The sequence below is a fragment of the Erythrobacter sp. GH1-10 genome, from assembly GCF_045363165.1.
Taxonomy (GTDB): domain Bacteria; phylum Pseudomonadota; class Alphaproteobacteria; order Sphingomonadales; family Sphingomonadaceae; genus Erythrobacter.
Genome location: NZ_JBJFLP010000001.1, coordinates 513174 through 525875, shown reverse-complemented (window position 1 = coordinate 525875; position 12702 = coordinate 513174). Strand labels below are relative to the sequence as shown.

14 protein-coding genes and 1 pseudogene are annotated in these 12702 nt (G+C 64.3%); 5 read left to right on the top strand and 10 right to left on the bottom strand.

The genetic code is table 11. The features are described from left to right. Window positions 1-64: 64 nt before the first annotated feature. The 4 genes from ACI5KX_RS02650 to hisN all read right to left on the bottom strand — a co-directional run bounded on the left by ACI5KX_RS02650 (window position 65) and on the right by hisN (window position 3095). Window positions 65-448, bottom strand: a complete 384-nt coding sequence (locus ACI5KX_RS02650; RefSeq protein ID WP_406811306.1) for a gamma-glutamylcyclotransferase — start codon at window positions 446-448, stop codon at window positions 65-67. 8 nt (window positions 449-456) lie between these two features. Then, on the bottom strand, window positions 457-1389 hold the full coding sequence (locus tag ACI5KX_RS02645) for an oxidoreductase (RefSeq protein WP_406809127.1): 933 nt from the start codon (window positions 1387-1389) through the stop codon (window positions 457-459). Between the two features lie 127 nt (window positions 1390-1516). Next, the gene (locus tag ACI5KX_RS02640) at window positions 1517-2107 is read right to left on the bottom strand and encodes an outer membrane beta-barrel protein (RefSeq protein ID WP_406809126.1); all 591 of its coding nucleotides are present in this window, start codon (window positions 2105-2107) and stop codon (window positions 1517-1519) included. A gap of 217 nt (window positions 2108-2324) precedes the next feature. Continuing rightward, a complete protein-coding gene (gene hisN / locus ACI5KX_RS02635) occupies window positions 2325-3095 on the bottom strand; it encodes a histidinol-phosphatase (protein ID WP_406809125.1) in 771 nt (256 codons plus the stop codon). A 164-nt stretch (window positions 3096-3259) separates the two neighbouring features. Between hisN and ACI5KX_RS02630 the strand changes: the two genes are divergently transcribed. Continuing rightward, a complete protein-coding gene (locus ACI5KX_RS02630; RefSeq protein ID WP_406809124.1) occupies window positions 3260-4237 on the top strand; it encodes a helix-turn-helix domain-containing protein in 978 nt (325 codons plus the stop codon). Here the strand turns inward: ACI5KX_RS02630 and ACI5KX_RS02625 are convergent. From ACI5KX_RS02625 to glpX, 4 genes and pseudogenes are all read right to left on the bottom strand, one after another. Beyond that, window positions 4219-4581: a ribose-phosphate pyrophosphokinase gene (locus ACI5KX_RS02625; protein WP_406811305.1), complete on the bottom strand. Its 363-nt coding sequence runs from the start codon at window positions 4579-4581 to the stop codon at window positions 4219-4221. The two genes, ACI5KX_RS02630 and ACI5KX_RS02625, sit on opposite strands and share 19 nt — an antisense overlap. Continuing rightward, a complete protein-coding gene (locus ACI5KX_RS02620) occupies window positions 4581-5516 on the bottom strand; it encodes a ribose-phosphate pyrophosphokinase (RefSeq protein WP_406809123.1) in 936 nt (311 codons plus the stop codon). The genes ACI5KX_RS02625 and ACI5KX_RS02620 overlap by 1 nt, the downstream gene beginning before the upstream one ends. A gap of 92 nt (window positions 5517-5608) precedes the next feature. After that, a pseudogene (locus ACI5KX_RS02615) lies at window positions 5609-5815 on the bottom strand (DUF3703 domain-containing protein); the annotation flags it as partial. A 382-nt stretch (window positions 5816-6197) separates the two neighbouring features. Beyond that, window positions 6198-7232, bottom strand: coding sequence for a class II fructose-bisphosphatase (gene glpX / locus ACI5KX_RS02610; RefSeq protein ID WP_406809122.1), 1035 nt, complete (start codon window positions 7230-7232; stop codon window positions 6198-6200). Window positions 7233-7335: 103 nt separating this feature from the next. Here glpX and ACI5KX_RS02605 point away from each other — a divergent pair, with 103 nt between their 5' ends. Both ACI5KX_RS02605 and ACI5KX_RS02600 read left to right on the top strand, forming a co-directional pair. Continuing rightward, window positions 7336-7959, top strand: a complete 624-nt coding sequence (locus ACI5KX_RS02605; RefSeq protein ID WP_406809121.1) for a hypothetical protein — start codon at window positions 7336-7338, stop codon at window positions 7957-7959. Window positions 7960-8004: 45 nt separating this feature from the next. Next, window positions 8005-8505, top strand: coding sequence for a hypothetical protein (locus tag ACI5KX_RS02600; protein ID WP_406809120.1), 501 nt, complete (start codon window positions 8005-8007; stop codon window positions 8503-8505). On the opposite strand, the gene ACI5KX_RS02595 is transcribed toward ACI5KX_RS02600, so the two are convergent. Together ACI5KX_RS02595 and ACI5KX_RS02590 are read right to left on the bottom strand one after the other, a co-directional pair. Then, entirely contained in the window at window positions 8502-9806 is a 1305-nt protein-coding gene (locus ACI5KX_RS02595) for a homoserine dehydrogenase (RefSeq protein WP_406809119.1), read from the bottom strand. The genes ACI5KX_RS02600 and ACI5KX_RS02595 overlap by 4 nt on opposite strands. A 90-nt stretch (window positions 9807-9896) precedes the next feature. After that, window positions 9897-10739, bottom strand: coding sequence for a hypothetical protein (locus tag ACI5KX_RS02590; protein WP_406809118.1), 843 nt, complete (start codon window positions 10737-10739; stop codon window positions 9897-9899). 410 nt (window positions 10740-11149) lie between these two features. Between ACI5KX_RS02590 and ACI5KX_RS02585 the strand changes: the two genes are divergently transcribed. Then, window positions 11150-11842 carry an energy transducer TonB gene (locus ACI5KX_RS02585; protein ID WP_406809117.1) on the top strand — a complete coding sequence of 231 codons (693 nt, stop codon included), beginning with the start codon at window positions 11150-11152 and terminating at the stop codon, window positions 11840-11842. 68 nt (window positions 11843-11910) lie between these two features. After that, window positions 11911-12699: a MotA/TolQ/ExbB proton channel family protein gene (locus ACI5KX_RS02580; protein WP_406809116.1), complete on the top strand. Its 789-nt coding sequence runs from the start codon at window positions 11911-11913 to the stop codon at window positions 12697-12699. Window positions 12700-12702 lie beyond the last annotated feature (3 nt).

The window sequence follows — 12702 nt, the reverse complement described above, 5'->3', positions numbered from 1 at the left end:
AAACTGTGTCGTGAAGGCAGCGCACATAGCGATTTTGCGCTTCAATGCAAGCGATTCGGATGGCTCATCCGCCCGCATACGGCTTGCGCCCGGTCTCCTCGAGCCATCGCACGAAATCGCCGTGAGCGATCGGCTCGGCCCCCTCGGGCAGCTCGGCGGTCCAGAGATAGGCATCGGCTCGATGCGCTAATCCGCCAACGTCGACGGCAATGGGCCGCCGCTCGTAATCCGCCCCTTCGAAAGCATCCATCGCAGCCAGATCCGCCCCGCCCGCTTCGTGGCAACTCCCGTAAATCAGCCCATCGCCGGGCAGCAGCGCCGGATACCAGCCCTGCGGCGTCCCGATCGCATGCAGCCTCCCGGAAGCGGTCGCCGACTGCCCCGGGCCGATCCCCGCAAGGAATGGCCAGTCGCCCAGCCCTTCGCGCAGGACGCCATAGAAGAACAGCGACCCGGTCAGAGTTTCAATTCCTCTCCCACCATTTCTTCGCTCATTTCGAATAGCCGCTTGGCCACGTCCTCGTCGAGCGCACGCGCCTCGACGTCGCTATCGCCCACCGGTCCGCGCGCGTCGAAGAAACCGGTCGGACCATAATAGCCGCCGCTGTCCGCACGTTCGTCGGCCGCGGCGAGCGCGGTCGGCCACGCGCCGCGCTCGGCCGGCTGCGCGAATACGGCGTTCGAAACCTTGTAGACCATCTTGAACAGCGGATTGCCGACCTTGCTCTGCAACGCTGTGTCCGAATATCCGGGATGACACGCGATCGACTTGATCTTCGAATCCGCCGCTTCCAGCCGGCGATGCAATTCCAGCGCAAACAGCAGGTTTGCGAGCTTGGAGCGGTTGTAGGAGCGGTTGGGGTCGTATCCTTGCTCCATCATCAGGTCATCGAAATCGATCCGGCCGAACTTGTGCATGATGCTGGACACGGTGACGACGCGTCCACCGCGCCCGTCGACCTGGCCCATCATCAGCGCGGTCCATAGGAAGTGCCCGAGGTGGTTGGTGCCGAGCTGCATCTCGAAGCCGTCCGCGGTCTTCTGCTTGGGCGTTTGCATCACGCCGGCATTGTTTATGAGGCCGTAAATGGCGCCGAAGCGCTCGCCCGTTTCCTTCGCAGCCGCACGGATAGAGGCCATGTCGGCCAGATCGAGGCCGAGCATTTCGCAGCGCCCTTCACCCTGATTGACGAGTTTGGCGAGCGCCTGCTTGCCCTTTTCGGCATTGCGAACCGCAATTACGACATCGGCGTTTTTCCTCGCGAGGATCTTGGCCGCTTCGAAGCCGATACCGGAATTTCCGCCGGTGATGACGAAGAGCTTACCCGCCAGATCGGGTAATTCGCCGGGCGTCCAGTCGGTGATCCCGCTGGTATTCAAATGAGGCATAGAATTGTCCTTTCTTTACTCGGACAACGGGCTGCGGAACGGCAGGGTTCCCCGCGCGACCGGCAAAGAAAAAGGGCGGCGAAGCGCTTTGCCCCGCCGCCCTTCGGTTCAATCGGAGAGGGTCCGATCAGAAGCGACCGCCCAGCGCGACGCCGAAATGGCGGCGCTGCCAGTTGAGGCCGTAGACTTCACCGACATCGGCGTAGCCGCCTTCGATGCGGGCATAGAGATTCTCGCCGAGGCCCAGCTCGTAGCCCAGCGCGAAGCCGATGCCGGAGCCTTCCTCGGTCGTGTCGAGGCCGAGCCCTTCGGTTTCGAAACCGAGCTGCGCGTAACCGACCTTGCCGTAGATCTGGCCGTTGCCGCCGGTGGCGACGCCGACATGCAGACCCGCTTCGATGTAGTCGGTGGTGCGGACGGTGAAGCCGTCTTCGGTGCTCTCAACTGTCGACTTCTCGTACTGCCCATAGGGTCCGACGACGACGCTGTCGCTGACTGCGAGGTCGAAGCCGATTTCACCGCCGAAGGCGAAGGCGCTGCCGAGCTTGTAGACATCGTCTTCCTCGATCACGCTCGAGATCGTCGGAGTTTCGTAGGTTGCGCGCGCTTCGATACGGAACCCGTCGCGGGCGGTGCTGGTGCCCTCATCGCCATCCTGGGCGAGTGCAGGCGCAGAAACGACCGCGCCAAGCGCGACCGCAAGCATAAGTTTCTTCATGAAGATTTAGACCCTAAAACAATGATCCCGCCGCCGGAATTGGCGACCGCGGCGCATTAGGCGATTGAATGTTGGGCTTAATTGTATGCCAGCGACATCGAAGGAAAATTGTCCGGCCTGTGTCACTTTTTGCTCGATAAGGCTGACTTCCGCGATCTCGAACGGTGCGGGCAGCGCTCCCGACGCGAGCTGAATCGCGAGCGGCAAGCCTCCGAAGTTATCCCATCGCCTCTAGCACGTCCTCGAGCCGCGCAGGGTCGCCGAGCGCGATCACGCGGCCGTCCGAACCGGCGTCGAGCGGGTTGCCCTGCCAATCGCTCATCATCCCGCCCGCGCCTTCGACCACGGGGACGAGCGCGGCATAATCGTGGAGCTTGAGATTGGCTTCGATCACGAGATCGACATGGCCGGAGGCGACGAGCGCATAATTGTAGCAATCGCCGCCGTAGATGATCTTGCGCTCGGCCACGGCCTTGGCGACGCCCATGAAGGCATCGACATCATCGCCCGCAAACTGGTGCGGGGTGGTGGTGCCCAGCACGGCATCCGAAAGGTCTTTCAGCGGTCGCACGCTGGCAGGTTTGCCGTTGAAGGTCGTCCCTTCCCCGATCCTGCCGACCCAGCGCTCGCGCGCGATCGGCTGGTCGATCACACCCAGCACCGGCCAGCCATCCTGCAGCAGCGCGATCAGCGTACCGAAAATCGGGCGACCGGCAATGAAACTGGTGGTGCCGTCGATCGGATCGAGCACCCATTGCCGCCCTGCACTTTCATTGCGGGTGCCGTATTCCTCGCCGATAATCCCGTCGTCGGGTAAGCGCTGCTCGATCAGCGCGCGCATCGCCGCCTCTGCCGCGCGGTCGGCTTCGGTCACATATGAGCGATCGTCCTTGCGCTCTTCTGTCCATTCGCCGCGAAACAGCGGACGGATGGCTTCACCGGCGGCATCGGCGAGGGCGTTGGCCAGAGCAAGGTCTTTGGAGGTCATGGACACCCGTTCGACCAGAGCGCGGGCAAGAGCAACCCCTTATCGACAGAGCTTGGCAGTTGAGTCGCGACTTTCGTAGATTTACGCTAGTAACGGGTTTCAGGTCGCCGGGCCCGCGGGGTTTGGCGATCCAAGAATAGACAAGATCGAGGGCGCAATCGAGCATGGGGGCAGAGACGGGAAATCGCGAGTTCGCCGCGAAGACCAGCCCTGAGCTGCGCTCGGCGCTCGGCCATACCCGCAACGGCGAACCGCTTTCGAACAACCGCGCCCCGGCAGACGATCTCGCGCCGTGGGTCGCGCGCGTCTATGCGACCCAGGTCGATATGGACCCGGACGCAACGATGCGCTGCGGGCTGATCTCCGACACGCCGGTCATGCGGGCCTTGTTCTCGGGCGAGTGGACCGCAGAGACCCGCGACGGGATCGGTCGATATGGTCCATCCGCGCTGCTGTTCGGCCCGCAAACAAAGCGCATGGCGGTGAGCGTGAAGGGCAGCTTCGCGACGGTCGGCGTGGCGCTGAAACCCGGGGCCATGACTGCGCTCAAGGGCCCGGCGGTGGCCGACATGCTCGACCGGATCATCCTCTACGACCACATCTACGGCAACGAGGAATGGGGCACGAGCGAGAAGATGATCGAATGGTTCGACCCCGCCGGACCGCCCGAACGCTGGCTCAAGGTTGCCGAGAAGCTCGTGCGCCAGCTGGTCGAGCGGACCGGGGCCAAGGAGCCTGATCCGGTGATCGAAGCCTTCGACAAGGCGGTGTTCGAAAATCCCAATCTCAACATCGGCGATTTTGCCGCCGAGCATGCGATCGAGCGGCGACGGCTCGAACGGCAGATCAAGCGCGCCTACGGCCAAACGGCGACGCAGGTGCTGCGGCGCGCGCGCGCGCTCGACATCGCCTCGCACCTTCTGGGCGTGGCCGACGACAGCGAAGCAGAGGAAGCCGCGTTGCGGTTCTTCGACCAGAGCCACATGATCCGCGAGTTCCGCGCGTTCTTCGGGATGACACCGCGCCAGTTTGCTTCGACCCCGCAACCGTTCATGACGCTCACGCTCGAAGCGCGGCAGTCGCGGCGGCTCGAAGTGCTGGGCCGGGCGATGCCCGACGGGCTTTACCCCTGGCGGGCCTGACGCCCGCTCCAGTATTCGAACGCCTCACGCTGTTTCGCCTCGATGTAGCGCCGGGCCTCCGCCCCCTCCCACTCGAGCGGCAGATCGGGATGCGTCGCGCTGCGCGAGGCGAACCAGCCTTGCCCTGGCAGTCCGTCCGATTGCCTCACGACCAGCACGGCAAGTCCGGGCTCACCCGCGACACGGCCATCCTCGTCGATCGCGTCAAGCACCGTGCAGAGCTGACGCATTAGCGGACGGGTGAAGCGATGGCCGAGCAGGCCGAGCATCTGGCTGTAGGTGAGCGCGTTGCCGGCGCGGGCGGCACCGACGAGTATCTCCCGAACCTCGTCGGGCTCGAACATCAATCGAACAGCGAGCTGACGCTGCTTTCGTCCGCAATCCGCCGGATTGCCTCGCCCACCAGCGGGGCGATGGTGAGCGTGCGGATGCGTTCGGACTGCTCCGCCGCCTCGGTCGGGCGGATCGAGTCGGTGATCACCAGCTCTTTCAGCTTCGATCCATCGACCCGCGCCACCGCGCCGCCCGAGAGCACGCCGTGGGTGATATAGGCAGCGACCGATTTCGCGCCCTGCTCGAGCAGCGCATCGGCCGCGTTGCACAGCGTGCCGCCCGAATCGACGATGTCGTCGATCAGGATGCAGTGGCGGCCGGAAACGTCGCCGATGATGTTCATCACTTCGCTTTCGCCCGGACGGTCGCGGCGCTTGTCGACGATCGCCAGCGGAGCGTTGTCGAGCCGTTTAGCGAGTGCGCGGGCGCGGACCACGCCGCCGACATCGGGCGAGATCACCATCAGGTCCTGGTCGCCGTATCGCGCCTGAATATCCGCCGCCATCACCGGGGCGGCGTAGAGATTGTCGGTCGGTATATCGAAGAAGCCCTGAATCTGGCCTGCGTGAAGGTCGACCGCGAGCACGCGGTCGGCACCCGCCTCGGTGATGAGATTGGCAACCAGCTTGGCCGAGATCGGCGTGCGCGGGCCGGGTTTCCGGTCCTGCCGGGCATAGCCATAGTACGGCACCACCGCCGTGATCCGCTTGGCCGAGGCGCGGCGCAGCGCATCGATCCCGATCAGCAGCTCCATCAGGTTGTCGTTGGCCGGGAAACTGGTCGACTGGACGAGGAAGACGTCCTCACCGCGCACGTTCTCGTGGATCTCGATGAAGACTTCCTCGTCGGCAAAGCGCCGGACGCTGGCGTCGGTCAATGGCAGTTCGAGATAGGCCGCGATGGCGCGCGCGAGCGGCAAGTTCGAATTGCCGGACATGATCTTCATGATGTGCGAATCCCCGAGTGACCTTGGTGGGACTCGCCTAGCCGAGAGTCATGGAAACGCAACAGAGCCCGTGCCGCTTTGTCCTCAGCTAGTCAGCGATGGCGGGCGATAACTGCCGCAAGATCATCGAGCACCGGCATCGGCTTGATCGGGCTGACGTTGGCACCGCCGGTGTTGCCGGCGGGGATCCAGCCGATCGCGGTCTTGGTCGCCGCACCGATAATGCGGATGACCTGACCCACCGCCTCGCGCGCATCGCGTTGGCGCCAGGCCCAGCGCAGCATCGCGCCATGCACGCGGACATGATCGCGGGTCGAATACTAGCTGAGAACACGCGCGCGTTCCAGGTGCCGGAACTGAGCCTGCGGATCGGACTGGCCGAGAGCCTCGACAAGCTCGGCTGCTACGAAATCGGACAACGTTGTCATGGCAACTCCTCTTCTGGAGGAGTCCTCTATATACCTATAGGGGGTATATGTCACCGCCGGAAAACGGGCAAGGAAATCACTTTCCTACTCTTGTCCTGCCGATCATGGTCGTATCGTGATCGAGCCCGCCCCGATTTTTTCATTGCGCAAAGTGTCAACTTCGATCGGGCACTGCAAGTGCCTGATATCTAGAGGTAAATTGCGAGATTCCGCGGTTGACAGGGTGTCAACTTCGTCAGTTTTGCCTAGGCGTTCAGTCCCGGTGCGGCGAAATCCGGTGCTCGCCCCTGACCCATCTCACCGTGCCGCTCGAGGCGCGCATCACCACGCTGTCGGTGGTCATAATCGTCGCACCGGTCGACTTCTTGCGCTTCTTCACGCCTTCGAGCAGCGAGCCCGAGGTCACGCCGGTCGCGGCGAAGATGCAGTCGCCTTTGGCGAGGTCCTCGAGTTTGTAGATGCGGTCGAGATCCTCGATCCCCCACTTGCGCGCGCGGGCCTTTTCGTCCTCGTTGCGGAACACCAGCCGGCCGTTGAATTGCCCGCCGACGCAGCGCAGCGCCGCTGCTGCGAGCACGCCCTCGGGCGCACCGCCCTGGCCCATATACATGTCGATCGTGGTGTCCTGATCGGTCACCGCGATCACCCCCGCGACGTCGCCGTCACCGATCAGCACCACGCCGCAGCCAAGTGCGCGCAGCTCCGCGATGAGGTCGGCATGGCGCGGCCGGTCGAGTACGCAGACGATGATATCGGACGGATCGACGCCCTTGGCTTCCGCCACCGCTTTGACGTTTTCGGTCGGGCTCTTGGCGAGATCGATAACGCCCTCTGGATATCCGGGGCCGACCGCCAGCTTGTCCATGTAGACGTCGGGCGCGTTGAGGAGGTTGCCCTCTTCCGCCGCCGCAAGCACGGCCAGCGCGTTCGGTCCGGCCTTGGCGGTGATGGTGGTGCCTTCGAGCGGGTCGAGCGCGATGTCGATCTTCGGCCCTTTGCCCGGCGCACCGCCGACCTTTTCGCCGATATAGAGCATCGGCGCCTCGTCGCGCTCGCCCTCGCCGATCACCACCGTGCCGTCCATGTAGAGATCGTCGAAGGCGCGTCGCATCGCTTCGACCGCGGCGGCATCGGCCGCTTTTTCGTCACCGCGGCCGATCAGTTGCGCCGCGGCGACCGCAGCCGCTTCGGTCACGCGGACCATTTCGAGGACAAGCACGCGATCGAGCGCGCTTTCCATCGCCCGCTCCTTCGACGCCAGCACATCGGTATCAGCCGGAATATTCATGTGAAATTCAGTCCCTGTCCTCTTTCAATCCCTAACCCCTTGTGCATCGGGGGTTCGCAATCGTATGCGTGATCGCCGACCGCTTAAGCCGAAGGAGACGGGCTTGTCGAGCAATGCTGTGCCCGTTCTGCGCTTTTCCCCGCTGCCCGTCCTGCTCGCCGCGCTCATCGCCGCTCCCGCGCCAGTGGCGGCGCAGAGTGACGAAGATGTGACGCAGGAGACAGTGGAAGACGAGGCGGCTGAAGCCAAGGCCTCGGCCACGCAGCGCCGCCAGTTCGACGGAATCGACCTTTCGGTCACCGTACCCAAGGACCCCTCGGACCAGCTGATCCAGGAGGACTGCGAGGAAGAGGCCGATGCCGGAAAGATCGCCGGAGAGATCGTCGTCTGCCGCCGGGTGGGCGAAGCGACCGACGGATCGTGGGACAAGGAGGCATGGGAAAGGGACTATGCCGAGCGCACCGCGTTCAAGGGCGATCCCGGCACACCCAACACTTTCGGCATCGCCGATCATGGCAACGGGATCGGCTTCGGCAAGGTGCCGCCGCCGGCGATCTTCATCGATGTCGAGGCACTGCCCGAGGCGCCCGCCGGATCCGATGCGGATCGTATCGCGCGCGGTCTGCCGCCGCTGGGCAAGGATGCAGAACCGACGCCCGAGGAAATCGCCGAACGCCGACGCAAGCTGGGGCTCGAGGCTCCGCCGGTGCCCGAAGAGGGCGATTAAGTGCCAGCCGTTCGCCGTGTTGCTCCCGCGATAGCGGCAATCACGATGTCGTCCGCCGCAGTGCAGGCTCAGCAAGAAGAGGCCGGACCAGAGCGGGTCGTGATCGATATCCTCGTCGAGCAACCGAGCGATCCGGTGATCATCGAACGCTGCGAGCGCGAAGCCGATGAGGCGAGGATTGCCGGCGAAATCGTGGTGTGCCGCGAGCGCCGCGAACAAGGCGCGCGGATGTTCGACAAGCCCGACTGGGAACGCCGCTATGCCGAAGCGACCCAAGGGATGAAGACACCCGATGTCGATGGATCCGGCCTGCGCGCGCCGGGTGGTGGCCTGATGGTCCCGATCGTGACGATCTCGCTGTTCGCACCCGAAGAGCCGCCCCTGCTGATCGACGTGGAAGCGCTTCCCGAAGCGCCGCAGGGGTCCGATGCCGACCTGATCGCCCGCGGGCTCGACCCGGTCGGCGACCCGGACGGGGAGGACACAATCAGCGAAGCGGAGCTGGGCCTTCCCCCGCGTCCTTCAGCGGAGCCGGAGCAACCCTAGTTCGGTAGGATCGGCAGCACCAGCGGATCGCCGGTCAGGCTGTCGGAGCCATCGAGCAGGTCGATCGCGCGGCGGACATTCGCCTCGGGTCCTTCGTGGGTGACCATTGCCACCAGCACCTCTCCGCCTTCGTGCGCGCGGCCTTTCTGGATCAGGCTTTCGATCGAGACATCGGCATCGCGCATCGCGGCCGTGATCTCGGCGAGGACGCCGGGGCGGTCGTTGACGGTGAAACGGATATAGGTGCGCTCCATCCGGTGGCCCGGTTCGGCCGGCGGGAGCGCCTGCAATTGCGCGACCGGCATCGAGAACGGCGCGCTGACTTCGCTGCGGGCGATGTCGATCAGATCGGCCACCACGGCGCTGGCGGTGGGTCCGTCGCCCGCGCCCGCGCCCTGGAACAGCAGGCGGCCCGAGAAATTGCCTTCGGCGACCACGGCATTGGTCGGCCCGTCGACGGGCGCGAGCGGGTGATCCTTGGCGACGAGGCATGGGCGCACGCGCTGGAGCAGCTTCCCTTCGTGGGCGTCGGCCTCGGCAATCAGCCGGATGACGAAGCCGAGCGCATCGGCCTGCGCGATGTCGGCGGCGCGCACCTGGGTGATGCCGCTGACCCGCACGGCGGCAAAATCGACCTTCGCGCCGAACCCGATCGCAGCGAGGATCGCAAGCTTGTGCGCCGCGTCGATCCCTTCGATGTCGAAGGTCGGATCGGCCTCGGCGTACCCAAGCTTTTGCGCCTCGGCGAGCGTTTCGGAGAAGTCGGCCCCGGTCTCCTCCATCTCGGAGAGGATGTAATTGCAGGTGCCGTTGAGGATGCCATAGACTTTGGTCAGCGCATTGGCAGAGGTTCCCTCGCGCAGGCCCTTGACCACAGGTATGCCGCCGGCGACCGCGGCTTCGAATTTCAGCGGAACGCCGGCCGCTTCCGCCAGCTCGGCCAGCGCGAGGCCATGGTGCGCGATCATCGCCTTGTTTGCGGTGACCAGCCCCTTGCCCGCTTTGAGAGCGGCTCGCGATGCGGCCAATGCCGGGCCATCGGATCCGCCGACCAGCTCGACCATGACATCGACATCCTCGCGCCCGGCGAGCTCGGTCATGTCGTCTTCCCAGGCATAGCCGGAAAGATCGACGCCGCGATCGAGCGAGCGGTCGCGCGCGCTGACTGCGACCACTTCGATCGCTCGACCGGCGCGCGCGGCAATCAGATCGCGATTGGTGTTGAGCAACCGGATCACACCCGCGCCGACGGTGCCAAGCCCGGCGATGGCTATGCGAAGAGGCGCGTTGGTTTCAGACACAAAGTCGCTCCGATGCTGCAATGCAATATCCGCGGCTTAGAGATTGCAGGCACACCGTCAAGCATGCAGCGGCGGCACATCGGCGAATGGCTATTCGGTGATCGCGCGCTCGCACGGGCCCAGCTGGTCGATCACGAAGGCGTAGTCGGCAGCAGCAAGGCGCCGGGCGGCAGGATCGCGGGCGAGGTTGGCGCTGCTCGGCAGCTCGCCTGGAAGAGAGCAGGCGAGGCGATACCACCGCAGCGTTTCGCGTTGCGGTGGGCGTGCGGACGAATCGATGATCTCGCCCCACGAGACGCCCCAGGTCGGCCGCAGGCCCGGACGGCGCAACACTGTGATCGAGACCGGCGAACCATCCTGCGTTTCTAGAAAGATCTGGCTTTCCGATTCGCCCGCCAGCGTACCCTGCACCGCCAGCGCATCGGCGATACCTTCAATTTGCGGCGGCACGTCGGACGCGGCAAGCGAAGTCAGGATCGGGCGCAGGCGCGCTTCGAACTCGGGGCTGTAATCGAGCTGCGCGTTCGGTCCGGAGAGCTGGATCTCGCGCCCGCGCTCGGTCGCCGGACGTCCTGGCACCGTGTTGGCAAAAAGGATAAATTGACGCTTCTTGAGTTTGGGCAGCTTGCCCTTTTCGTCAAGCGGGACGTCGACGAGATACGCGAGCGACTCCCCGATGCGGGTCGAGCCTGCAATGAGCGCGAGCGTGTCGGCCTCGATATACAGGCGCGCTAATCCCGGTCTCAGACCGGGTGCACGTTCGGGGCCGACCTGCGTCTGGCGGCGAATCTCGGCGCGGATCACCAGCTCGCTGCGCTCGCCGAGAGTAACAAGGTCGACATAGGTCGCGCGCGAAGCATCGGTTTGAGAATCGTCTGGCATCGGCTGGGCCGTTCCGGGCACCGCACCTCCCACTGCCAGCGCAAACGCCATGGCAGGAGCAGCTAGCAAACTGAATTTGTTTGTTAAATTTCGGTTAATCATTGGAAGTTTCCGGAATTAAGGTGGGATCGCCGCGGCATTGTTCGCACACTTCCGCATTCCAATGCCAGCGCAGTGAATCGCGGCTGAACCGATAAAGCGTTTGATTGCCTAGGGGTTGGCCGTTATGGGCTTAAAGGCTTGTGCGGCTATCGGGGACATTCAGCCGGACGAGCGCAAGCGCCGTTTCCACGTCGTGGCTACGGTGTCTCGCGGAGATGTGGTCGACTTTTCAAGTCGAAGGAACGATCCTACTGCGAGAGCCTTTAATTTATGGGATTCGCGTCCGTGCGGTCCGATTCGGGGAACGCTGATTCGGGCATGGCGTGAGAATATTGCCGGTATGTCCACCGGCGACTGTAATGGAGAGAAGCGACTGGATGTCCTACGCTGAGCAACAACAAGGATTGACCGGTGCCAAGCTCGTCTCCCTCATCATCGCACTTGCGATTGTCGGCGGGATCGGACTTGCAATGGTCATCGGTCTCGCTGTCAATGCGGTGAAGGAACAGATCGAGCGCGTTACCACGGTCGATATCGAGGAGCCCCCGCCGCCTGAAGAGCCGGACGAGCCGCCGCCCGAGCAGCCGCAGGAAACTGCGCCGCCGCCGCCCGTGGCGCCCCCTCCGCCGATCAGTATCGCGCCGGCTCCGCCGCCGATCCAGACGCAGCCGACGATTCCGCCGCCCGCTCCGCCGGCGCTTACGATTCCGCCGCCTGCTCCGGTCGCACCGCCGGCCCCGCCGCCCGCACCGTCGCTGGCTCGGGGCGCAAGCACTCGCGGCGAAGGGCGCTGGGCTGCCCGCATCCAGGAAAACTATCCCTCGCGCGCGTTGCGCGAAGAGATCGAAGGCACGGTCGGCGTTCGCGTCACCGTGACCCCTGATGGCCGCGCGGCAAACTGTTCGGTGACTGCATCGAGCGGATCGAGCATCCTCGACGATGCAGCTTGCCGCGGGATGGAGCGCTATGCCCGCTTCAACCCGGCGCTCGACAATGCCGGCAACCCGACGACGGGCAGCTACGCAACGCGGATCACCTACCGACTTAACTAAGGATTACGGGCGCGGTCTTGTGGTGAGGCCGCTCTCGCAGGGATAATTTTTCAAGAGGACTACTCGCAATGAACCTTTATACTCTCTCGGCTGCCGCCACTGACGCGCCGGTCAACGAATTCGGCTTTATGAAAGCCATGGAAGAAGGCGGCCCCGTCGCCTGGTCGATCCTTGCGGTCATGGTCATCATGTCGGTCGGCTCATTCTACATCCTCTTCACCAAGGTGTTCGAGCAGAACAAGGTGATGAAGCAGTACAAGAACGTGAAGGGTGCCTACTGGCGTGCCCCGACCCTCAAGGAAGGCGCCACCAAGCTCGAGAAGAACAGCGCTTGGCGCCAGCTCGCCGACGACGCCGTAACCGCCCAGGAGCACCACTCCAAGATGGAAGGCGCCGGTAATGAGATCCACTTCATCGAGGAAGAACTCGCTCACTCGCAGGAAACGATCAACGCTTCGCTTTCGGGCGGCCTTTCGTTTCTTGCATCGGTCGGTGCGACCGCACCGTTCATCGGTCTGCTCGGTACTGTGATCGGTATCTACCGCGCACTGATCAACATCGGTATCGAAGGGTCGGCATCGATCGACAAGGTTGCCGGTCCGGTTGGCGAGGCCCTGATCATGACCGCTATCGGTCTGCTCGTTGCTGTGCCTGCAGTGCTTGCGTTCAACTGGCTGCAGTCGCGCAATCGCCGCATCGCTGCGCTGATGGTCGAATTCTCGAACGACATCGTGGCCTACATCGGCTCGAACGGCGCCATCAAGCCGGCGCTGACCGCAGCTGCACCCAAGGGTGCCGCGAAGCCGGCCGCTGCCAAGCCGGCGACGACCGCCGGTGGTGCCGCACCGAAGAGCTGATGG